Genomic DNA, 19,248 nt, shown 5'->3' with positions numbered 1-19,248 from the left:
TGATAAAAAATGCCGTTTGCGCAATGAATACGGGCGCTACCCGCTATATAAACAATAGCATCAACCAAGCAGCCGGGTCACGCTGTAGATGGCCAGCCCGACCAGCCCGCCGACCAGCGTGCCGTTGATGCGGATGAACTGCAGGTCACGCCCAATCGCCAGTTCGATGCGGTCGGTCATCTCCTCGCGAGTCCACTGGGCCAGTTTCGCCTCGATGAAGCGGCCCACCTCGCCCCGGTAATTGCGCACCAGCAGGACGCTGCCCGACTCGATGGCGCCGTTGAGCCCCTCGACCAGCCGCGCATCCTGCGCCAGCGCTTGCCCGACCTTGCGCGCCAGCACCGAAACCTGCCGCGCCATGGCCGGATCGTCCAGGCCCAGGTCATCGAGCAGGCGCGCCTTGACCCGGCCCCACAGGCCGCCGAGCAAGGCCTGCACCCGTTCATTGGCCAGCGTGTCCTGCTGGTGCCTGACGATGAACTCCCGCCATTGCGGATCGTCCTTGAGGTGCAGCACGAAGTTTTGCACCCAGCCGTTGAAACGCTCGCGGGCCGGATGCGCGGGGTCTTCCAGCACCTCGTGGGCCGACCGGCTCAGGGAGCGCAACGCTCTCGGACCGATGGCGGCCGTTCCGACCTTGTAGAGCATGTTTTCGACGCCGAACGCGGCAATCAGGAAATCGGTGGCCTGCTGCTGGTTGGTTTCCTCGCCCAGGTAGTCGCCCAGACTGTGCAACACGCTGTTGAGCAATTGCTGGTGCTTGCCCTCGGCCACCAGCAGGTCCAGCAGTTGCCCGGCGTTGGCCGAGATGTCGAAACGGGCCAGTTGCCCGGCGGCCGCGTCCTTCAGCAACTGGCTCATCGAGGGGTCATCCAGGGCATTGAGCAGTGCCTTCAAGGCTTTGGCCGTGGCATGGCCCAGCTGCGCCGCATGGCCGGGAGCCAGCAGCCAGGCGCCGAGCAGGCCGGCCGGGTTGGCCTGCCGGATGCGCTGGGCAATGCCCGCTTCGGTGACGAAATGGCTTTCGACAAACTGGCCCAGGTTGCGGCCGATGTCGTCCTTGCTGTTCGCAATGATGGCCGTGTGCCACACCGGAATGCCCAGCGGATGGCGAAACAGCGCGACGACGGCAAACCAGTCCGCCACCGCGCCGACCATGGCCGCTTCGGCAAAAGCTTCCACATAGCCCCAGGCGGGATGCAACCCGGACAGGCTGCGGGCCAGGCAAAACACCGCAAAGGCCAGCAGCAGCAGGCCGCCGGCCACCCGCTGCATGGCGCGCAGCCGGGCGCGCCTGAAGGCATCTTCGACGGAGTCCAGATGCTGTTGAATTTCGGTAGGGGATTGCATGCCGGGCAGTCTAGCCTTTTGGCTGAATACATCATGCATGGCGCGCCGGACCGCCAGGACGAAAAAAAGCCCCGTCACGCCAACGCATGACAGGGCGTTTGTTCAGGAAATACTGAACTTAGAAGCGCCAGCCCAGACCGACGCCGACCAGCAGGGGGTCAACCTTGAATTCGCCAATCTTGGTGCCGGCAGCCGCCACGTCGGTGCGGATATAGACCTTTTTCACGTCCAGATTGAGGTACAGGCCCTTGCTGAGGGGAATGTCCACGCCCACCTGCAGCGCCGGACCCCAGCTGTTCTTGTCCACAGTGGCCACGCCGCCCAGCAGGTTGACACCGGAAAAACGCGTGAAGTTGACGCCTGCGCCGACATAGGGCTTGAACCCGTTCATGTCAAAGTGGTACTGGCCCAGCAGCGTGGGCGGCAGGTGCTTGAGCGTGCCGATTTCCACACCGTTGGAGTACATGGTGTGCTTCTGCGGCACCGTCAGGACCAGCTCGACCGCCACGTTCTTGTTCACGAAATAGCTGATGTCCACTTCGGGCATCCACTTGTTGTTCACCGACAGGCCCAGGCCGGTGCTGTCACCGTTCGTGCTGTCCAGATGCACGGCGCGGGCGCGCACCATCCACGGACCTTCCGTGGCTTGCTGTGCGAAGGCCGCGCCCGACAACAGGGTGGACAGAACGGCGGCGGCGATGAGTTGTTTTTTCATGATGAGCGGCGAATAAAGAACCGGGAATATTCCCAGAACTGATTGGACGCTTTCAGCGTTTAAAACAAGCTGATGTGACGCAAACCCTGGTCATCCGGCCTACTCGCGCACCAGGTGTTTGAGCCAGATCAAATTTCCCGTTCGTAATATGGGACGAACCGTTGCGCCATCGCAACGATCAGGCTGCGGCATCAGACCGCCGCCAGCGCCTGCTCCAGGTCGGCCAGCAGATCGTCGATGTGCTCTATGCCGACCGACAGCCGCACCATGTCCGCGCTCACGCCGGCCTTGGCCAGTTCGGCCGGGTTCAGCTGGCGGTGCGTGGTCGAGGCCGGGTGGCAGGCCAGCGACTTGGCGTCGCCGATATTGACCAGCCGGGTGAACAGCTGCAGCGCATCCTGAAAACGCGATCCCGCCGCCATCGCATCGGCCTGCGACTTCACGCCAAAGCTGATGATGCCCGAGGCCTTGCCGCCCATGTACTGCTGCACCAGCGCATGGTCGCGGTGCTCGGGCAGGCCAGCGTAGTTGACCCAGGCCACTTTCGGATGGTTCTTCAGGAAATACGCAATCGCCAGCGCGTTGTCGCAGATGCGGTCCATGCGCAGCGCCAGTGTTTCGATGCCCTGCAGAATCTGGAAGGCAGCCATGGCGCTCAGGGCCGCGCCCATGTTGCGCAGCGGCACCACGCGCGCCCGGCCGATATAGGCGGCAGCGCCCAGCGCCTCGGTGTACACCACGCCGTGGTAGCTCACGTCGGGCTCGTTCAGGCGCTTGAAGCGCGCCTTGTGCTCGGCCCACGGGAACTTGCCGCTGTCAACGATCACGCCGCCCAGCGTCGTGCCGTGGCCGCCCAAGTACTTGGTCAGCGCATGCACGACGATGTCGGCGCCATGCTCGAACGGGCGGCACAGGTAGGGGCTGGAGACGGTGTTGTCAACGATCAGCGGCACGCCGCCAGCATGCGCCACCCCGGCCAGCACGGCAATGTCAGTCACGTTGCCCAGCGGATTGCCCACGGATTCGCAAAACACCGCCTTGGTGCGGCCGTCGATCAGCGGCGCGAACGAGGCTGGGTCGCGCGGGTCGGCAAAGCGCACCTCGATGCCCATTTGCGGAAAGGTGTGGGCAAACAGGTTGTAGGTGCCGCCATACAGCGCAGACGAGGCGACGATGTTGTCGCCGGCTTCGGTGATGGTCTGGATGGCATAGGCAATCGCCGCCATGCCCGAGGCCACCGCCAGCGCGCCGATGCCGCCTTCGAGCGCCGTCATGCGCGCCTCCAGCACCGCGTTGGTCGGGTTCATGATGCGGCTGTAGATGTTGCCCGCCACCTTCAGGTCGAACAAATCGGCGCCATGCTGGGTGTTGTCAAACGCGTAGGCCACGGTCTGGTAGATCGGCACCGCGACGGCTTTGGTGGTCGGGTCGGGCGTGTAGCCGCCGTGGACGGCGATGGTCTCGATTTTCATGGGTTTCCTGTGCGAAAAAGCGCAAGGCTAACAGGCTGGCCCGCAGCCGTCCAATCAGCCATGGTTGCAAGCTCATGCGGTTTTTGAGCCTGGGCCGCCGACTTATTTCAGCGCGCCAAATACCTTCTGCAAGATGGCGCTGCCGGTGCCGACCGGATCCTGGCGGATTTTCTTTTCTTCTTCACCGATCATCAGGTAAAGGCCATCGAGCGTTTTGCCGGTGACGTACTGCTGGATGTTGGCGTCTTCTTTCCTGACCAGGCCAAAGCTGGCGGCCTTGCCGGCGAATTCGTTGTATTTATTCGCCAGGCCGACCTTTTCAGTGGCCCGGTTCACCACCGGCAAAAACTTCACGCCCAGCGGCACGCGGGTCTTGTCGGCAAAGAAAGCCGTCACCGAGGTGTCGCCGCCCGTCAGGATGTTTTTGGCGTCGTTGACATTCATGCCGCGCACGGCACTGACCAGCAAGTCCTTGCCCATCGGCACGGCGGCCTCGGCGGCGCGGTTGATCGAGGTCGTCAACTCGTCGATACGCCTGCCCTGGCCAAAGGTTTTCAGCAGTTTCGAGGCATCTTCGAGGTATCCGGGCAGCGGAATGCGAACTTTTGGGTTGCCGAGGAATCCATCGGGTTTGCCAAGCAGGGCAACGGCCATCAAGGCGCCTTTTTCAAGCGCGGTTTTCAGGCCGCTGCTGGCTTCGGCATTGGTCAGGTCACCCAGGGACAGCGCATGGGCATGGCGCCAGGTGGCCAGAATCAGCAAGCCCAGCGCGCTCATACCCGCCTGGTTAAAATTTCGACGTTGCATGAAGAGGTCTCCAATGAAAAAAAATTCTCCCGTGGCAGTATGCCGCATGGTGCTGGCGGGCGCACTGGTGCTGATGGGGGCTTTGTGCCTGGCGGGCTGCAGCGGCGCGCAGGCCGCGCCCGAATCGACCTTCGTGCTGCTCGACGGCAGCAAGCAGACCACGGCCGACCTGAAGGGCAAGGTCACGCTGGTCAATTTCTGGGCCACCAGCTGCGTCACCTGCGTGGCCGAAATGCCCAAGATCATTGCCACCCACAACAAGTACAAAACCCGGGGCTATGACACGCTGGCCGTGGCCATGAGCTACGACCCGCCAAGCTATGTCGTCAATTACGCCGAAACCCGCCAGCTGCCGTTCAAGGTCGCCATCGACAACACCGGCGCCAATGCCAGGGCCTGGGGCGATGTGCAGCTCACGCCGACGACCTTCCTGGTCAACAAGCGCGGCCAGATCGTCAAGCAGTTTGTCGGCGAGCCCGATTTTGCGGCGCTGCACCAGCTGATTGAAAAGCTGCTCGCCGAGACCTGAATCGGCCCACCTTCTGTTTTTCATCCAAAAAAATGCCAGTTTCAGATGAAACTGACATTTTGCGCTTGATGGACGGGCGCTGGTAGCTATCAAAACAGTAGTGAATCAACCCTCTGGCGCTGAAATCACTTGTTGCGAAAAGCGTCGTGGCAGGCTTTGCAGGTTTCTGCCGTCGCGCCGAAAGCCGTCTTCAGCGCGTCGAGGTTGCCGGTCTTGCCAGCAGCAGCCAACTTCGCGGATTCGGCCGCCAGCTTGTCGCTTCCGGCCTTGAACTTGGCCTGTTCGGTCCAGACTTCCGACATCGCCTTGCTGCGGCTGTCCTTGTCGGTACCGGGGCCAAAACCGGCCCATGGCAATTTGGCCATCGTGGCGACCAACTCGGCACTGTCGGCAGCCACCTTGGCATCGAACGGCACCTTGCCGTTGACCATGGCGCCCAGGCGGCCGAAATGCGTGCCCATGACCGACAGCGCGCTCTGGCGGTATTTGACGGCGTCTTCAGGCTTGGCAAACTGCGCCGAGGCCGGGGTAGCCCAGGCAAACAGGCTGGCTGCGGCAGCAATACAGACAAAAGCTTTCATTGAATTCCTCGTGGTTGTTGGGATGGGTGAAGCGGCAACACTGTTACGCTTGTTGCCGATTTGCTGGAGTTTGGCAAGTGCCGATAAGTTCCACCGGAACTTATCGGCTGGGGAAAAGCACCAATGCGCCAGTGCGGCAACCCGCGCGATCCCAAAGGCGCCAGCCTTCGCAAGAAAAAATAACGAGGATGAAAATGTACAGCAACAAAACCCTGACCAAGATACGCGTCTGGGACTTGCCGACGCGACTTTTCCACTGGGCGCTGGTCGCCGGCATCACCGGGCTGGCGATCAGCGGCACCGTCGGCGGCAATGCCATGGTCTGGCACTTCCGCTTTGGCCATGGGGTGCTGGCACTGCTGCTGTTTCGCATTCTGTGGGGCCTGGTAGGCGGGCGCTGGTCACGTTTTGGCGCCTTCATCTATGCGCCACAAAGCCTCATCCATTACCTCAAGGGAAAGGGCAAGCCAGAACACTCCGTCGGCCACAACCCTATCGGCGCCCTGTCGGTCTTTGCGATGCTCGGGTTTCTGGTGCTGCAGGTGGCCAGCGGCCTGCTCAGCGACGATGAAATTGCCTTTTCCGGACCACTGACCCGTTTTGTCGCGAATTCCACGGTCAGCCTGGCCACCGACTACCACGCGAACATCGGCAAATGGATACTCCTGGGCCTGGTGCTGCTGCACATTGGCGCCATCGTGGTTTACCTGCTGCGCAAACACAACCTGGTGGGCGCCATGCTGCACGGCGACAAGGAACTGGTGGTGAAAGCGCCTGCCTCGCGCGACGACACGGTGTCCCGCACGGCGGCGCTGCTGCTTTTCATGCTGTGCGCGGGAGTCGCCTATTGGGTATCCACACTGGAGGCTGCCGCTTTCTGACAAGCTCATCTTTGGCATGCGGCTAAACTGAAGGCCGATTTTTTCTCAAGCGACACCGTGTCACGACCCACCATTCAGTTCATCACGCCCGACTCTCCCGATCAACTGGCCGCCACGCGGCAGATTTTTCTCGAATATGCGAAGCAACTGGGCGTTGACCTGTGCTTCCAGAACTTTGAAGCTGAACTGGCCGGCTTGCCGGGTGAATATGGCGAACCCGGCGGGGCTCTGATGCTGGCCCTGGTGGACGGGGAAATCGCCGGCTGCTGCGGCTTGCGCGCGCTGGATTCAGCCGATTACCCCAACGCCGCTGAAATGAAACGCCTGTATGTTCGCAAGGCGTTTCGCCGCTTCGGCCTGGGCCGGCAGTTGGCTGAAGCAGTACTCGATGCAGCGCGCATGGCGGGCTATCACTGCGTGCTGCTCGACACGCTGGACGACATGGAATCGGCCCGGGCGCTGTATGCCGAGCTGGGCTTTGTGGACATTCCGCCCTACTATCACAACCCGATTCCCGGTGCCCACTATCTGAAAGCCGATCTGTAGGGGGCGTGCAAGAAGTCGGCCGATAAAAAAGCCGCCATTCTTGCGAGTGGCGGCTTTTTGGCATCAGGACTGGTCGATCAGGCAGCCGCTTGCGCCAGCAGCGTATCCGCATCGCTGACTTCAAACTTGCCCGGCCCTTCGACATTCAGGCTCGCGACCTTGCCATCCTTGACCAGCATGGAGTAGCGATTGCTGCGCAAGCCCAGGCCCTTGCCGTTCAGGTCCAGCGTCAAGCCGGTGGCTTGGGCGAAAGCGGCATCGCCATCGGCCAGCATGCGTACCTTGCCCTCGGTTTTCTGGTCGCGCGCCCAGGCGCCCATCACGAACGCATCGTTCACGCTCAGGCACCAGATTTCATCGACGCCAGCGGCCTTGAATTCGGCGAACTTCGCGACATAACCGGGCACATGCTTGGCCGAGCAGGTCGGCGTGAAAGCGCCTGGCACGGCAAACAGGGCAATCGTCTTGCCGGCACTGGCCTGGGCCACATCGACCGGATTGGGCCCGAGGCTGCAGCCGTTGCCTTCGACTTCGACAAATTCCATCAGCGTGGCTGCGGGAAGGGTATCGCCTACTTTAATCATGGGTGCTCCTTGTTTAGACTCAACGAAAAATCACGTTGCGGGCAGCATTTTGTCTCACCCCAAGAGTCATCGGTTGAGCACGGTCTTTGAAGCAAAATTGCCCGAACACTCACAGGAAACGAAAACAAAAAAGGCCCACACAGTGGGCCTTTTTTGAGGACGTAGCCGCCAAAGTCTTGTGGACTTAAACGATTTCAGCCTTTTGCACCAAGCGGGTCACAACCCAGTTCTTGGTCTTGGAGATAGGACGGCTTTCGGTGATCTCGATCACGTCGCCTGTCTTGAACTCGCCCTTTTCGTCATGGGCGTGGTACTTGCTGGACAGGGACACGATCTTGCCGTACAGCTCGTGCTTCACGCGGCGTTCGACCAGAACCGTGACGGTCTTGGCGCGCTTGTCGCTGACCACCTTGCCAATCAAGGTGCGCTTGAGGGATTTTTTAGCTTCCGTCATTATTTGGCTCCTTGCTTGACGATGGTTTCGGCCAAAATGGTTTTGGCACGAGCGATGGCACGGCGCGTCGAGCGCAGCGTGGAAGTGTTGGTCAGTTGCTGCGTGGCTTTTTGCATACGCAGGCCAAAGTGGGCTTTTTGCAGCTCTTTGACTTCGGCTTTCAGACCGTCAACGTCTTTTTGGCGCAGTTCAGTAGTGTTCATTTCTTCATTCTCCTGATTACTGGCCGATCATGCGGCTGACGAACGTGGTGCGCAGCGGCAGCTTGGCGGATGCCAGGCGGAACGCTTCGCGGGCCAGTTCTTCAGTCACGCCGACAATTTCGAAAACGATCTTGCCGGGCTGGATTTCAGCCACGTAGTACTCTGGATTGCCTTTACCGTTACCCATGCGCACTTCAGCAGGCTTTTGGGAAATCGGCTTGTCCGGAAAGACACGGATCCAGATACGGCCGCCACGTTTGACGTGACGGGAAATCGCACGGCGTGCGGCTTCAAGTTGACGAGCAGTCAGGCGACCACGGTCGGTGCATTTGAGACCGAAGTCACCAAACGCCACCGAGTTGCCACGGGTGGCGACACCCGTGTTACGGCCTTTTTGCTCTTTGCGGTATTTTCTGCGAGCGGGTTGCAGCATGTTTATTCTCCGTTATTAGACCGATTACTCGGTCTTGGCACCGTCAGCTGCTGCAGCTGGCGCGGCTTTGCGGACGCGCTTAACGGTGTTGTTGTCGGCGCCAGCGGCTTCAGCTGGCTTGTCGCTGCCGTCAGCCGGAGCATAGTTGCCGCGCGGGGCGCGCGGGGCGCCGCGAGGCGCTCCACGGTCCGGACGGTCACCTGGACGTGCGTCACGACGCGGGCCGCGCGGCTTGCGCTCTTCGTCGGCCACTTCGATCATCTTGGCACCGGTGCCGTCATTGCGGCCCAGCGTGTCACCCTTGTAAACCCAGACCTTGACACCGATGATGCCGTAGGTGGTTTGGGCTTCCGAGGTGCCGTAGTCGATGTCGGCGCGCAGCGTGTGAAGGGGCACGCGACCTTCGCGATACCACTCGCAACGAGCGATTTCAATGCCGTTCAAGCGGCCAGACGACATGATCTTGATGCCCAGGGCACCCAGACGCATGGCGTTTTGCATGGCGCGCTTCATGGCACGGCGGAACATGATGCGTTTTTCAAGCTGCTGGGTGATGCTGTCAGCGATCAGCTTGGCATCAATTTCAGGCTTGCGAACTTCTTCGATGTTCACGGCAACCGGCACGCCCAACTGGCGGCTCAGTTCCTTCTTGAGGGCTTCGATGTCCTCGCCTTTTTTGCCGATCACGACGCCCGGACGAGCCGAGAAAATCGTGATGCGGGCATTCTTGGCGGGACGCTCGATCAGAACGCGCGAAACTGCGGCATTCTTGAGCTTCTTCTTCAGGTACTCACGCACCTTGATGTCTTCAGCCAGCATGCCGGCGAAGTCACGGTTGTTGGCGTACCAGCGGCTGGACCAGTTGCGGCTAATTGACAGCCGGAAACCGGTTGGGTTAATTTTTTGTCCCATATCCTGCTGCCCTTAGTTGCCAACGACCACGTACACATGGCACGTAGGCTTGCTGATGCTGTTGCCGCGGCCTTTTGCGCGCGCGGAGAAACGCTTGAGCGTGGCGCCTTGCTCGACGTAGATGGTTTTCACCCTCAACTCGTCGATATCTGCACCGTCGTTGTGTTCAGCGTTGGCGATGGCGGACTCCACAACCTTCTTGATGATTCCAGCAGCTTTTTTCTGCGTGAAATTCAGGATGTTGAGCGCTTGATCCACTTTCTTGCCGCGGATCAGGTCAGCGACCAGACGGCCCTTGTCGACCGACAGACGAACGCCCCGGAGGGTTGCACGTGTTTCCATGGTCTTTCCTTACTTTCTCACAACTTTTTTGTCAGCCGGATGACCTTTGAAAGTCCGGGTGAGTGCGAACTCGCCGAGCTTGTGGCCAACCATTTGATCGGTGATGTAGACAGGGACGTGCTGCTTGCCGTTATGCACGGCGATGGTCAGGCCGATGAACTCGGGCAGGATCATGGAGCGGCGCGACCAGGTCTTGATCGGCTTTTTGTCTTTATTGGTAACGGCTTTATCAGCCTTGGCTACCAAGTGATGGTCGACAAAGGGACCTTTTTTGAGTGAACGTGTCATTTCCTGCCCTTACTTCTTGCGACGCGAAACAATCATCACTTGCGTGCGCTTGTTGTTGCGGGTGCGGTAGCCCTTGGTCAGGTTACCCCATGGATCGACAGGATGGCGACCTTCGCCGGTCTTGCCTTCGCCGCCACCGTGTGGGTGATCGACCGGGTTCATGACCACACCGCGAACGGTCGGGCGAATACCCATCCAGCGCTTGACACCGGCTTTGCCGAGGCGGCGCAGGCTGTGTTCTTCGTTGGCGACTTCACCGATGGTGGCGCGGCATTCGATGTGGATCTTGCGAACTTCACCGGAGCGCATGCGCACCTGGGCGTAGGTGCCTTCACGGGCCAGCAGCGTCGCCGATGTACCGGCGGAACGCGCGATTTGCGCGCCCTTGCCGATTTGCATCTCGATGCAATGGATGGTGGAACCCACAGGGATGTTGCGGATCGGCAGCGTGTTACCGACGCGAATCGGTGCTTCGGAACCGCTGAGGATCGTGGCGCCAACTTCAAGGCCGCGAGGGGCGATGATGTAGGCGCGCTCGCCGTCGGCGTAGCAAATCAGGGCAATATGGGCCGTGCGGTTGGGGTCGTACTCGATACGCTCGACCTTGGCCGGAATGGCATCCTTGTTGCGCTTGAAGTCAACCACGCGGTAGTGGTGCTTGTGACCGCCGCCTTTGTGGCGCACGGTGATGTGCCCGTTGTTGTTACGGCCGGAGTGCTGGAACTGGGGTTCGAGCAGCGGCGCGTAAGGTTCACCCTTGTGCAGGTGATCCCGGGAAATCTTCACCATGCCGCGCATACCCGGCGAGGTGGGTTTCATCTTAATGACGGCCATTATGCGGACTCCCCACCGAGGTTCAGCTCTTGACCGGCCTGCAGCGTCACATAGGCTTTGCGCAGGTTGTCCCGGCGGCCTACAGACTTGCCAAAGCGCTTGGTCTTGCCTTTGATGTTCACGACAGCCACTGCCTTGACATCCACCTTGAACATCAACTGCACGGCGGCCTTGATTTCAAATTTGGTAGCGTCCTGCAGAACCTTGAAGGTGACCGAATTTGATTTTTCCGCAATCATCGTGGCTTTTTCGGACACGATGGGAGCGACCAGCACCTGCATCAGGCGGCCTTCGTCAAATTTGACTTGGGTGCTATTGAATTTGTTGGCTGCACTCATGCGAACATCTCCTTGAGTTGGTCCATGGCGGCCTTGGTCACGAGCACCTTTTTGTAGTGCACCAGCGACAGCGGGTCGGCATAGCGGGGCTCGACAACCAGGATGTTGACCAGATTGCGCGATGCCAGGTACAGGTTTTCATCAACCTGATCAGCAATCACCAGCACCGAGTTGAGGTTCATGGCCTTGAATTTGTCAGCCAAAACTTTCGTCTTGGGTGAATCCACGGTCAGGGAATCAACCACAGCCAAGCGGCCTTCGCGCGCCAGCTGCGAAAAGATCGAAGCCATGCCGGCGCGATACATTTTCTTGTTGATTTTGTGCGTGAAGTTTTCATCAGGCATGTTCGGGAAAATACGACCGCCTCCGCGCCACAGCGGGGAAGACGTCATACCTGCACGTGCGCGACCAGTACCTTTTTGTTTAAAAGGCTTCTTGGTCGAGTGACGGACCTGCTCACGGTCCTTCTGGGCACGGGTGCCCTGACGGGCATTGGCCTGGAAGGCCACGATCACCTGGTGAATCAGGCTTTCGTTGTATTCGCGACCAAAAACGGTGTCGGACACGTCCACTTTGGACGATGACAGACCCTGGTCATTCAGGAGTTCGACCTGCATCAGTTCGCTCCTTTGGCAGCGGTTGGTTTGGCCTTGATGGCGGCGCGAACCGTCACAAAACCGCCTTTGGAACCAGGTACGGCGCCGCGAATCATCAGCAGTTGACGGGCTTCGTCAATGCGCACGATGTCGAGGTTTTGCGTGGTCTTGGTGACATCACCCAGATGACCCGTCATGCGTTTACCAGGAAACACGCGACCAGGATCCTGCGCCATGCCGATGGAGCCGGGAACGTTGTGCGAACGGCTGTTACCGTGCGACGCGCGCTGCGAACTCATCTTGTGACGCTTGATGGTGCCGGCAAAGCCTTTACCAATGGAAGTACCCTGCACATCCACCAACTGGCCGACAGCAAAGATATCAGCAGCGGGCACAACGGCACCAGCGGCGTATTTACCAGCAACGTCAGCCGTCACGCGGAATTCTTTCAGGATTTCACCAGCTTCAACGCCTGCTTTCGCAAGGTGGCCGGCTTCAGGCTTGGTCACGCGCGATGCTTTGCGCGAACCAAATGCCACTTGGAGGGCATCGTAGCCGTCATTTGCTTCGGTTTTAACCTGGGTCACGCGGTTGTTTGACACATCCACCACTGTGACAGGAACTGTGTCCCCATCATCAGTGAACAGACGCATCATGCCCACCTTGCGGCCCAGCAACCCGAGGGAGTTGCTCAGACTCATGATTTTCTTTCGTAACTTCCACCGTTGCCACTTCAATTGGTGGCAAGCGTTTTGATGTGAAAGACTGTTAATAAAACTGCCCCTAAATTCATATGATTTCTCATGGCGAATTTAGGCCAGCCCAAAAGTATAGCGCAGACTGCCAAAAATGGCAAATCCGCGCTAGACCAGAAGAAATTAAAGAAGCCATGGTGTTGGGTTTTCACCCAACACGTTCACGCCTGCTTCAGTTTTCGTTTACTGCAGCTTGATTTCGACGTCCACGCCAGCAGGCAGATCGAGCTTCATCAACGCATCAACGGTCTTGTCCGTGGGGTCAACGATGTCCATCAGACGCTGGTGCGTACGAATTTCCAGCTGGTCGCGGCTCGTCTTGTTGACGTGGGGCGAACGCAGGATGTCGAAACGCTTCATGCGGGTTGGCAGGGGCACGGGTCCCTTGACAATCGCGCCGGTGCGCTTGGCGGTGTCAACGATCTCGGCGGCTGACTGGTCAATCAGTTTGTAGTCAAACGCTTTGAGACGGATACGGATTTTTTGCTTGGTGGCCATGGTAATTCCTTGGGTTGTTCTGGGGAATTACGCGAGGATCTTGGCCACAACGCCAGCGCCCACGGTACGGCCGCCTTCGCGGATGGCGAAGCGCAGGCCTTCTTCCATGGCAATCGGGTTGATCAGCTTGACGGTGATCGACACGTTGTCGCCTGGCATGACCATTTCCTTGCCTTCTGGCAACTCGATCGCGCCGGTCACGTCCGTCGTGCGGAAGTAGAACTGGGGACGGTAGTTGTTGAAGAAAGGCGTGTGACGGCCGCCTTCGTCTTTCGACAGGACATAGATCTCGCCGGTGAAGTGCGTGTGCGGCTTGATCGAGCCGGGCTTGCACAGGACTTGCCCGCGCTGCACATCTTCGCGCTTGGTGCCGCGCAGCAAGATACCGACGTTGTCGCCAGCCTGGCCCTGGTCGAGCAGCTTGCGGAACATTTCCACGCCGGTGCAGATGGTCTTTTGCGTGTCAGCGATACCGACGATCTCGATTTCTTCGCCGACCTTGATGATGCCGCGCTCGATGCGGCCGGTCACCACGGTGCCGCGGCCGGAGATGGAGAACACGTCTTCCACGGGCATCAGGAAGGCGCCGTCAACAGCGCGCTCTGGCAGTGGAATGTAGTTGTCGAGAGCGTCGGCCAGCTTCATGATGGCCTCTTCGCCCAGCGGACCCTTGTCGCCTTCGAGGGCGAGCTTGGCCGAGCCGTGGATGATGGGGGTGTCGTCACCAGGGAAATCGTATTTGTCGAGCAACTCGCGCACTTCCATCTCGACGAGTTCGAGCAGCTCGGCGTCATCGACCATGTCGCACTTGTTCAGGAACACGATGATGTAAGGCACGCCCACCTGGCGGGCCAGCAGGATGTGCTCGCGGGTCTGGGGCATCGGGCCGTCGGCGGCCGAGCAGACCAAAATGGCGCCGTCCATCTGCGCCGCGCCGGTGATCATGTTCTTCACATAATCGGCGTGGCCTGGGCAGTCAACGTGGGCGTAGTGGCGGGCAGCCGTTTCGTACTCGACGTGGGCGGTGTTGATGGTGATGCCGCGCGCTTTTTCTTCCGGTGCCGCGTCGATCTGGTCGTACGCCTTGGCTTCGCCGCCGAACTTGGCGGCCAGCACGGTCGCAATCGCTGCCGTCAGCGTGGTCTTGCCATGGTCAACGTGGCCAATCGTGCCGACGTTTACGTGCGGCTTAGTCCGCGAAAATTTCTCTTTTGCCATTTTTATCTCCAGATAAAGAACTCGCCCGTGTACGGTTTAATGTCTGCACTGTGTTGCTGGTTCCATCACCACGGGCAGTGGGGGGCACACAATCGCAGACAGGAAAATTTTTGATGCCGGCGCTTTTGGCGCCAGCATCGGCTTGGGTTTACTTCGCGCGGGCAGCCATGATGGCTTCGGACACATTGCGCGGCGCTTCGGTGTAGTGCTTGAACTCCATCGAGTAGGTCGCACGGCCTTGCGTCGCAGAGCGCAGCGTGGTCGAGTAGCCGAACATTTCGGACAAGGGCACTTCAGCCTTGATGACCTTGCCGCCGCCGAGCATGTCTTCCATGCCCTGCACCATGCCGCGGCGTGAGGCCAGATCGCCCATCACGTTGCCAGCATAGTCTTCAGGCGTCTCGACTTCAACGGCCATCATCGGCTCAAGAATGACTGGACCGGCCTTGCGGCAGCCTTCCTTGAAGCCAAAAATCGCGGCCATCTTGAACGCGAGTTCGTTCGAGTCCACGTCGTGGTAAGAGCCGAAGTGCAGCGTGACCTTGACGTCCACCACCGGGTAACCGGCGAGCACGCCAGCCGTCACGGCTTCGTTGATGCCCTTTTCGACCGCAGGAATGTATTCGCGAGGAACCACACCGCCCTTGATCGCGTCGATGAACTCGATGCCCTTGCCAGGCTCGTTCGGCTCGATCTTGAGCACCACATGGCCGTATTGGCCCTTGCCGCCGGACTGACGAACGAACTTGCCTTCGGCATCTTCAATCGTCTTGCGGATGGTTTCGCGGTAGGCCACTTGCGGCTTGCCAACATTGGCTTCCACGCCGAATTCGCGCTTCATCCGGTCAACGATGATTTCCAGGTGCAACTCGCCCATGCCAGCGATGATGGTCTGGCCCGATTCTTCGTCGGTCTTGACGCGGAACGATGGATCTTCAGCGGCCAGGCGTTGCAGGGCGATGCCCATTTTTTCCTGGTCGGCCTTGGTCTTGGGTTCCACGGCCTGCGCAATCACCGGCTCAGGGAAGACCATGCGTTCCAGCATGATGATGGCATCGGGATCGCACAGCGTCTCGCCGGTGGTCACATCCTTCAGGCCGACGCAGGCGGCAATGTCGCCAGCGACGATTTCGCCGACTTCCTGACGTTCGTTGGCGTGCATCTGCACGATACGGCCAATGCGCTCTTTCTTGCCCTTGATGGGGTTGTAAACGGTGTCGCCTTTTTTCAGCACGCCGGAGTACACGCGAACAAAGGTCAGCTGACCCACAAACGGATCGGTCATCAGCTTGAAGGCCAGTGCCGAGAATTTTTCGGAGTCGTCCGCATTGCGGGTGACTGGCGCTTCATCGTCATCAGTGCCCTTGACTGGCGGAATGTCAATGGGCGAAGGCATGAAGTCGATCACGGCGTCGAGCATGCGCTGCACGCCCTTGTTCTTGAAGGCCGAGCCGCAGTACATGGGCTGGATTTCGCTGGCAATGGTGCGCGTGCGAATACCGAACTTGATCTCTTCTTCGCTCAAATCACCCTCTTCGAGGTATTTGTTCATGAGCTCTTCGTTGGCTTCAGCAGCAGCCTCGACCATCTTTTCGCGCCACTCATTGGCCGAATCCACCAAGTCCGCAGGAATATCGCGGTATTCGAACTTCATGCCTTGCGAAGCTTCATCCCAGATGATCGCCTTCATCATGATCAGGTCCACGACGCCAGTGAAGTTTTCTTCAGCGCCAATAGGGATGACCATAGGAACAGGGTTGGCCTTCAGGCGCAGCTTCATGCCCTCGACGACCTTGAAGAAGTTCGCGCCGGTGCGGTCCATCTTGTTGACAAAGGCCAGGCGTGGCACCTTGTACTTGTTGGCCTGGCGCCAGACGGTTTCGGACTGGGGCTGCACGCCGCCGACGGCGCAGTAAACCATGCAGGCGCCGTCAAGCACGCGCATCGAGCGCTCGACTTCAATCGTGAAGTCAACGTGGCCCGGGGTGTCAATGATGTTGATGCGGTGCTCGGGGAAGGACTTGTCCATGCCTTTCCAGAAGCAGGTGGTCGCAGCGGAGGTGATCGTGATGCCACGCTCTTGTTCCTGCTCCATCCAGTCCATCGTGGCCGCGCCATCGTGAACTTCGCCAATCTTGTGGCTCACGCCGGTGTAGAAAAGAATCCGCTCGGTGGTGGTGGTCTTGCCGGCATCAATGTGCGCGGAAATACCAATATTGCGGTAGTTTTTAATGGGGGTAGCGCGGGACATAAATAACTTTCAGTTCGATGTTGCGAACAAAGACTCGTTGCCAAGATATTTCTCTTGTTTTTCTACGCGTCTGCCGGCTGGGCGCTTTTGGCACCGAGCCGGCAGGAGTTGGGGTTGAACCGCCAGGAGTCAAGGTCTTTTGGTAACCCTGAATGACCGGCGGCAACCCGTCAAATACGCGCAGTCAACACTGCAATCGATTTGACTTAGAAGCGGAAGTGGCTGAACGCCTTGTTGGCTTCGGCCATGCGGTGAACTTCGTCACGCTTTTTCATGGCGCCGCCACGGCCTTCGGTAGCTTCCATCAATTCATTGGCCAGGCGCAATGACATCGATTTTTCGCCACGCTTCTTGGCAGCTTCTTTGAGCCAGCGCATGGCCAGCGCCATACGGCGGACAGGACGCACTTCAACCGGCACCTGGTAGTTTGCACCACCGACGCGGCGGGACTTCACTTCAACCATGGGCTTGATGTTGCCGATGGCCATGTGGAAAGCCTCCAGCGGATCTTTGCCGGGGTTCTTTTTCTCGATTTGCTCCAGAGCGCCATAAATGATGCGCTCTGCGACGGCTTTCTTGCCGCCTTGCATGATCACGTTCATGAATTTGGCAAGATCGACATCGCCAAATTTTGGATCAGGAAGAATTTCACGTTTAGGGACTTCGCGACGACGTGGCATTTTTTCACCTCTTTGCTTCAGTTGGCGCTGCTTTGGGCAACACCGCGAGAGTTAGCAAACCCTCACTTACTCGACCGGCGCAAACAACTTGCACTTGGGTCACTTCGCTCAAAACATCGGCCAGGATGAGTCAAGCACCTGTTTTTTTGAAAATAGTCATGACAACTCACGACATTTTCTGGCGCGAACCGCAAGGTTCGAACCGAGTGGCTTATTTGGCCTTTGGACGCTTCGCGCCGTACTTGGAACGCGACTGCTTGCGGTCTTTCACGCCTTGCAAATCGAGCGAGCCACGAACGATGTGGTAACGCACACCCGGCAAATCCTTGACCCGGCCGCCGCGAACCAGCACGACGCTGTGTTCCTGCAGGTTGTGGCCTTCGCCGCCGATGTAGGAAATGATCTCGAACCCGTTGGTCAGGCGCACCTTGGCGACTTTACGCAGAGCGGAGTTTGGCTTTTTAGGCGTCGTGGTGTACACACGGGTGCAAACACCGCGGCGCTGTGGAGAATTTTCCATCGCGGGGCTTTTTGACTTGATCTTTTCGACCTCGCGCCCCTGACGAACTAATTGATTGATGGTTGGCATTGAAAACGTCCCTAAACGTCTGGAAAACGATATAAAAATACGGAAAACTTTCCCGCACCAAAAGCGGAAAAGCCTTCTAGTATAAGCCGGATGGCAAAAAGGCTCAAGTTCGGCCTGATAACAGGCGCACCAGCAGCCTCTTTATTACTTGATCCACAGCCGGATCGAATCCCAGGCACGACCCAGGATGCCGGCCTCTTCGACGGTTTCCAGCGCCACCAACGGCACTTCGGCCATGGGCGTTGGGTTGTCGCCCAGCATGATCTTGAGACTGCCCACCGGCTGGCCCTTCTTGAAGGGCGCGACCAGCGGCTCGGGCCGGGCCACCTGGGTTTTTAGCTTGGACGCGCTGCCGGCCGTCACGGCCACCACAATCGCTTCGGGACGACCCAGCTTGACGACCGCGTCCTTGCCTTTCCAGACCGCGGGCGTCACCACCGCCTGGCCGGCATCGAACAGCTTGACCGCTTCGAAGGCGGTGTAACCCCAGTTCAGCAGTTTTTGCGACTCGGTGGCGCGGGCGCTGTCGCTGGTGGTTCCCAGCACGATGGCCAGCAGGCGCCGGCCGCCGGGCTTGCCGTCTGCGCCGAGATTGGGAAATTCGCGCTTTGCCGTGGCAATCATGCAATAGCCGGCGGCATTGGTATGGCCAGTTTTCAGGCCATCGACCGTCGGGTCGCGAAACAGCAGCGTGTTGCGGTTGGTGTCGTTGGTGGCTGGCGTGCCGGGGTAGCGGTACTTCTTGATGGCCGAGTAGCCGATGTAGTCAGGGAAGTCGCTCATCAGGCGGGTGGACAAAATGCTCAGGTCGCGCGCCGTGGTGATGTGGCCGGCTTCGGTCAGGCCTTCGGGGTTTTTGTAGCTGGTCGATTTCATGCCCAGCGCCTTGGCCTGCTGGTTCATCAGTTCCACGAAATGCTCGGCCGTGCCGCCCACGCCCTCGGCCAGCGCCATGGTGGCGTCGTTGCCCGACTGCACGATCATGCCCTTGATCAGGTCTTCGACCGGAACCTGCATTTTCGGGTCGATGAACATGCGCGAACCCGGCATTTTCCAGGCGCGCGGGCTGACCCCGAAGGTTTGCTGAAGGGTGATTTTCTTGGACTTGAGCGCATCGAACACCAGGTATTCGGTCATCAGCTTGGTCAGCGACGCTGGCTCGACCGGAGAATCGATGTCCTTGGCGGCGAGGATCTGGTTGGCCGTGACGTCGAGCAGCAGATAGGAGCGCGCGGCGATTTCAGGCGCCTGCGGTGCCTGGGCATGTGCGGCGGGAAGCGCCACCGAGACAAGCAGGACGAAGGTGGCGGCGAGGCCGCGCAGGCCGGCGGGGGCCTTGAGGAAGCATTGCATGGAAAAAAACCGGTTGATGAAATTCAGAAAAGGAGGGCA

At 59.3% G+C, this 19,248-nt stretch carries 25 protein-coding genes; 3 read left to right on the top strand and 22 right to left on the bottom strand.

Going from position 1 to position 19,248, the window contains the following annotated elements:
* Nucleotides 1-60 precede the first annotated feature (60 nt).
* From ABLV49_RS01130 to ABLV49_RS01115, 4 genes are all read right to left on the bottom strand, one after another.
* Entirely contained in the window at nt 61-1,350 is a 1,290-nt protein-coding gene (locus tag ABLV49_RS01130) for a DUF445 domain-containing protein (RefSeq protein WP_349279841.1), read from the bottom strand.
* A 118-nt stretch (nt 1,351-1,468) separates the two neighbouring features.
* Entirely contained in the window at nt 1,469-2,065 is a 597-nt protein-coding gene (locus tag ABLV49_RS01125) for an OmpW/AlkL family protein (RefSeq protein WP_349279840.1), read from the bottom strand.
* A gap of 191 nt (nt 2,066-2,256) precedes the next feature.
* Entirely contained in the window at nt 2,257-3,537 is a 1,281-nt protein-coding gene (locus ABLV49_RS01120) for an O-acetylhomoserine aminocarboxypropyltransferase/cysteine synthase family protein (RefSeq protein ID WP_349279839.1), read from the bottom strand.
* Nucleotides 3,538-3,639: 102 nt separating this feature from the next.
* A complete protein-coding gene (locus ABLV49_RS01115; protein WP_349279838.1) occupies nt 3,640-4,344 on the bottom strand; it encodes a DUF4197 domain-containing protein in 705 nt (234 codons plus the stop codon).
* Nucleotides 4,345-4,357: 13 nt separating this feature from the next.
* Here ABLV49_RS01115 and ABLV49_RS01110 point away from each other — a divergent pair, with 13 nt between their 5' ends.
* Entirely contained in the window at nt 4,358-4,873 is a 516-nt protein-coding gene (locus tag ABLV49_RS01110) for a TlpA family protein disulfide reductase (protein ID WP_415838216.1), read from the top strand.
* Nucleotides 4,874-4,998: 125 nt separating this feature from the next.
* Here ABLV49_RS01110 and ABLV49_RS01105 read toward each other — a convergent pair whose 3' ends face one another.
* A complete protein-coding gene (locus ABLV49_RS01105) occupies nt 4,999-5,454 on the bottom strand; it encodes a c-type cytochrome (RefSeq protein ID WP_349279837.1) in 456 nt (151 codons plus the stop codon).
* A gap of 194 nt (nt 5,455-5,648) precedes the next feature.
* Here ABLV49_RS01105 and ABLV49_RS01100 point away from each other — a divergent pair, with 194 nt between their 5' ends.
* Together ABLV49_RS01100 and ABLV49_RS01095 are read left to right on the top strand one after the other, a co-directional pair.
* The gene (locus tag ABLV49_RS01100) at nt 5,649-6,335 is read left to right on the top strand and encodes a cytochrome b/b6 domain-containing protein (RefSeq protein ID WP_349279836.1); all 687 of its coding nucleotides are present in this window, start codon (nt 5,649-5,651) and stop codon (nt 6,333-6,335) included.
* A 57-nt stretch (nt 6,336-6,392) separates the two neighbouring features.
* Nucleotides 6,393-6,881 (top strand): GNAT family N-acetyltransferase, encoded by a 489-nt coding sequence (locus ABLV49_RS01095; RefSeq protein ID WP_349279835.1) that lies wholly within the window; start codon nt 6,393-6,395, stop codon nt 6,879-6,881.
* A 77-nt stretch (nt 6,882-6,958) separates the two neighbouring features.
* On the opposite strand, the gene ABLV49_RS01090 is transcribed toward ABLV49_RS01095, so the two are convergent.
* The 17 genes from ABLV49_RS01090 to ABLV49_RS01010 all read right to left on the bottom strand — a co-directional run bounded on the left by ABLV49_RS01090 (nt 6,959) and on the right by ABLV49_RS01010 (nt 19,209).
* Nucleotides 6,959-7,465 (bottom strand): peroxiredoxin, encoded by a 507-nt coding sequence (locus tag ABLV49_RS01090; protein WP_349279834.1) that lies wholly within the window; start codon nt 7,463-7,465, stop codon nt 6,959-6,961.
* 184 nt (nt 7,466-7,649) lie between these two features.
* Entirely contained in the window at nt 7,650-7,919 is a 270-nt protein-coding gene (rpsQ, locus tag ABLV49_RS01085; protein WP_011799645.1) for a 30S ribosomal protein S17, read from the bottom strand.
* Nucleotides 7,919-8,122: a 50S ribosomal protein L29 gene (rpmC, locus tag ABLV49_RS01080; RefSeq protein ID WP_011799644.1), complete on the bottom strand. Its 204-nt coding sequence runs from the start codon at nt 8,120-8,122 to the stop codon at nt 7,919-7,921. Before rpmC ends, rpsQ begins: the two co-directional genes overlap by 1 nt.
* 16 nt (nt 8,123-8,138) lie before the next feature.
* Nucleotides 8,139-8,555: a 50S ribosomal protein L16 gene (gene rplP / locus ABLV49_RS01075; protein ID WP_011799643.1), complete on the bottom strand. Its 417-nt coding sequence runs from the start codon at nt 8,553-8,555 to the stop codon at nt 8,139-8,141.
* 24 nt (nt 8,556-8,579) lie between these two features.
* Nucleotides 8,580-9,467 carry a 30S ribosomal protein S3 gene (rpsC, locus tag ABLV49_RS01070; RefSeq protein WP_011799642.1) on the bottom strand — a complete coding sequence of 296 codons (888 nt, stop codon included), beginning with the start codon at nt 9,465-9,467 and terminating at the stop codon, nt 8,580-8,582.
* A 12-nt stretch (nt 9,468-9,479) separates the two neighbouring features.
* Entirely contained in the window at nt 9,480-9,809 is a 330-nt protein-coding gene (gene rplV, locus ABLV49_RS01065) for a 50S ribosomal protein L22 (RefSeq protein WP_011799641.1), read from the bottom strand.
* Between the two features lie 9 nt (nt 9,810-9,818).
* Nucleotides 9,819-10,097, bottom strand: a complete 279-nt coding sequence (gene rpsS, locus ABLV49_RS01060) for a 30S ribosomal protein S19 (protein ID WP_007866503.1) — start codon at nt 10,095-10,097, stop codon at nt 9,819-9,821.
* Between the two features lie 9 nt (nt 10,098-10,106).
* Nucleotides 10,107-10,931 (bottom strand): 50S ribosomal protein L2, encoded by an 825-nt coding sequence (gene rplB / locus ABLV49_RS01055; RefSeq protein ID WP_011799640.1) that lies wholly within the window; start codon nt 10,929-10,931, stop codon nt 10,107-10,109.
* A complete protein-coding gene (rplW, locus tag ABLV49_RS01050; protein WP_349279833.1) occupies nt 10,931-11,269 on the bottom strand; it encodes a 50S ribosomal protein L23 in 339 nt (112 codons plus the stop codon). The genes rplB and rplW overlap by 1 nt, the downstream gene beginning before the upstream one ends.
* Nucleotides 11,266-11,886 (bottom strand): 50S ribosomal protein L4, encoded by a 621-nt coding sequence (gene rplD / locus ABLV49_RS01045; RefSeq protein ID WP_011799638.1) that lies wholly within the window; start codon nt 11,884-11,886, stop codon nt 11,266-11,268. The genes rplW and rplD overlap by 4 nt, the downstream gene beginning before the upstream one ends.
* The gene (gene rplC, locus ABLV49_RS01040) at nt 11,886-12,566 is read right to left on the bottom strand and encodes a 50S ribosomal protein L3 (RefSeq protein ID WP_349279831.1); all 681 of its coding nucleotides are present in this window, start codon (nt 12,564-12,566) and stop codon (nt 11,886-11,888) included. The genes rplD and rplC overlap by 1 nt, the downstream gene beginning before the upstream one ends.
* Before the next feature lie 237 nt (nt 12,567-12,803).
* Entirely contained in the window at nt 12,804-13,118 is a 315-nt protein-coding gene (rpsJ, locus tag ABLV49_RS01035; RefSeq protein ID WP_007838118.1) for a 30S ribosomal protein S10, read from the bottom strand.
* A 27-nt stretch (nt 13,119-13,145) separates the two neighbouring features.
* Nucleotides 13,146-14,336 carry an elongation factor Tu gene (gene tuf / locus ABLV49_RS01030; protein WP_011799636.1) on the bottom strand — a complete coding sequence of 397 codons (1,191 nt, stop codon included), beginning with the start codon at nt 14,334-14,336 and terminating at the stop codon, nt 13,146-13,148.
* Between the two features lie 148 nt (nt 14,337-14,484).
* Nucleotides 14,485-16,587 (bottom strand): elongation factor G, encoded by a 2,103-nt coding sequence (gene fusA / locus ABLV49_RS01025; RefSeq protein ID WP_349279829.1) that lies wholly within the window; start codon nt 16,585-16,587, stop codon nt 14,485-14,487.
* A gap of 206 nt (nt 16,588-16,793) precedes the next feature.
* The gene (gene rpsG / locus ABLV49_RS01020; RefSeq protein ID WP_011799634.1) at nt 16,794-17,267 is read right to left on the bottom strand and encodes a 30S ribosomal protein S7; all 474 of its coding nucleotides are present in this window, start codon (nt 17,265-17,267) and stop codon (nt 16,794-16,796) included.
* 211 nt (nt 17,268-17,478) lie between these two features.
* Nucleotides 17,479-17,856: a 30S ribosomal protein S12 gene (rpsL, locus tag ABLV49_RS01015; protein WP_011799633.1), complete on the bottom strand. Its 378-nt coding sequence runs from the start codon at nt 17,854-17,856 to the stop codon at nt 17,479-17,481.
* Between the two features lie 144 nt (nt 17,857-18,000).
* Nucleotides 18,001-19,209, bottom strand: a complete 1,209-nt coding sequence (locus ABLV49_RS01010) for a D-alanyl-D-alanine carboxypeptidase family protein (RefSeq protein ID WP_349279827.1) — start codon at nt 19,207-19,209, stop codon at nt 18,001-18,003.
* Nucleotides 19,210-19,248: the final 39 nt, after the last annotated feature.

Origin of the sequence: Polaromonas hydrogenivorans (assembly GCF_040105105.1) — a bacterium.
In the GTDB taxonomy this organism is placed as follows: Bacteria; Pseudomonadota; Gammaproteobacteria; order Burkholderiales; family Burkholderiaceae_C; genus Polaromonas; species Polaromonas hydrogenivorans.
The sequence above is the reverse complement of the archived record's forward strand: the minus strand, read 5'-3'. Positions and strand labels throughout refer to the sequence as shown.

What these genes read in the sequence shown, in the direction of transcription:
- ABLV49_RS01130 (WP_349279841.1), bottom strand. Translation starts at nt 1,350, where the DNA reads ATGCAATCCCCTACCGAAATTCAACAGCATCTGGACTCCGTCGAAGAT.
- ABLV49_RS01125 (WP_349279840.1), bottom strand. Translation starts at nt 2,065, where the DNA reads ATGAAAAAACAACTCATCGCCGCCGCCGTTCTGTCCACCCTGTTGTCG.
- ABLV49_RS01120 (WP_349279839.1), bottom strand. Translation starts at nt 3,537, where the DNA reads ATGAAAATCGAGACCATCGCCGTCCACGGCGGCTACACGCCCGACCCG.
- ABLV49_RS01115 (WP_349279838.1), bottom strand. Translation starts at nt 4,344, where the DNA reads ATGCAACGTCGAAATTTTAACCAGGCGGGTATGAGCGCGCTGGGCTTG.
- ABLV49_RS01110 (WP_415838216.1), top strand. Translation starts at nt 4,358, where the DNA reads ATGAAAAAAAATTCTCCCGTGGCAGTATGCCGCATGGTGCTGGCGGGC.
- ABLV49_RS01105 (WP_349279837.1), bottom strand. Translation starts at nt 5,454, where the DNA reads ATGAAAGCTTTTGTCTGTATTGCTGCCGCAGCCAGCCTGTTTGCCTGG.
- ABLV49_RS01100 (WP_349279836.1), top strand. Translation starts at nt 5,649, where the DNA reads ATGTACAGCAACAAAACCCTGACCAAGATACGCGTCTGGGACTTGCCG.
- ABLV49_RS01090 (WP_349279834.1), bottom strand. Translation starts at nt 7,465, where the DNA reads ATGATTAAAGTAGGCGATACCCTTCCCGCAGCCACGCTGATGGAATTT.
- rpsQ (WP_011799645.1), bottom strand. Translation starts at nt 7,919, where the DNA reads ATGACGGAAGCTAAAAAATCCCTCAAGCGCACCTTGATTGGCAAGGTG.
- rpmC (WP_011799644.1), bottom strand. Translation starts at nt 8,122, where the DNA reads ATGAACACTACTGAACTGCGCCAAAAAGACGTTGACGGTCTGAAAGCC.
- rplP (WP_011799643.1), bottom strand. Translation starts at nt 8,555, where the DNA reads ATGCTGCAACCCGCTCGCAGAAAATACCGCAAAGAGCAAAAAGGCCGT.
- rpsC (WP_011799642.1), bottom strand. Translation starts at nt 9,467, where the DNA reads ATGGGACAAAAAATTAACCCAACCGGTTTCCGGCTGTCAATTAGCCGC.
- rplV (WP_011799641.1), bottom strand. Translation starts at nt 9,809, where the DNA reads ATGGAAACACGTGCAACCCTCCGGGGCGTTCGTCTGTCGGTCGACAAG.
- rpsS (WP_007866503.1), bottom strand. Translation starts at nt 10,097, where the DNA reads ATGACACGTTCACTCAAAAAAGGTCCCTTTGTCGACCATCACTTGGTA.
- rplB (WP_011799640.1), bottom strand. Translation starts at nt 10,931, where the DNA reads ATGGCCGTCATTAAGATGAAACCCACCTCGCCGGGTATGCGCGGCATG.
- rplW (WP_349279833.1), bottom strand. Translation starts at nt 11,269, where the DNA reads ATGAGTGCAGCCAACAAATTCAATAGCACCCAAGTCAAATTTGACGAA.
- rplD (WP_011799638.1), bottom strand. Translation starts at nt 11,886, where the DNA reads ATGCAGGTCGAACTCCTGAATGACCAGGGTCTGTCATCGTCCAAAGTG.
- rplC (WP_349279831.1), bottom strand. Translation starts at nt 12,566, where the DNA reads ATGAGTCTGAGCAACTCCCTCGGGTTGCTGGGCCGCAAGGTGGGCATG.
- rpsJ (WP_007838118.1), bottom strand. Translation starts at nt 13,118, where the DNA reads ATGGCCACCAAGCAAAAAATCCGTATCCGTCTCAAAGCGTTTGACTAC.
- tuf (WP_011799636.1), bottom strand. Translation starts at nt 14,336, where the DNA reads ATGGCAAAAGAGAAATTTTCGCGGACTAAGCCGCACGTAAACGTCGGC.
- fusA (WP_349279829.1), bottom strand. Translation starts at nt 16,587, where the DNA reads ATGTCCCGCGCTACCCCCATTAAAAACTACCGCAATATTGGTATTTCC.
- rpsG (WP_011799634.1), bottom strand. Translation starts at nt 17,267, where the DNA reads ATGCCACGTCGTCGCGAAGTCCCTAAACGTGAAATTCTTCCTGATCCA.
- rpsL (WP_011799633.1), bottom strand. Translation starts at nt 17,856, where the DNA reads ATGCCAACCATCAATCAATTAGTTCGTCAGGGGCGCGAGGTCGAAAAG.
- ABLV49_RS01010 (WP_349279827.1), bottom strand. Translation starts at nt 19,209, where the DNA reads ATGCAATGCTTCCTCAAGGCCCCCGCCGGCCTGCGCGGCCTCGCCGCC.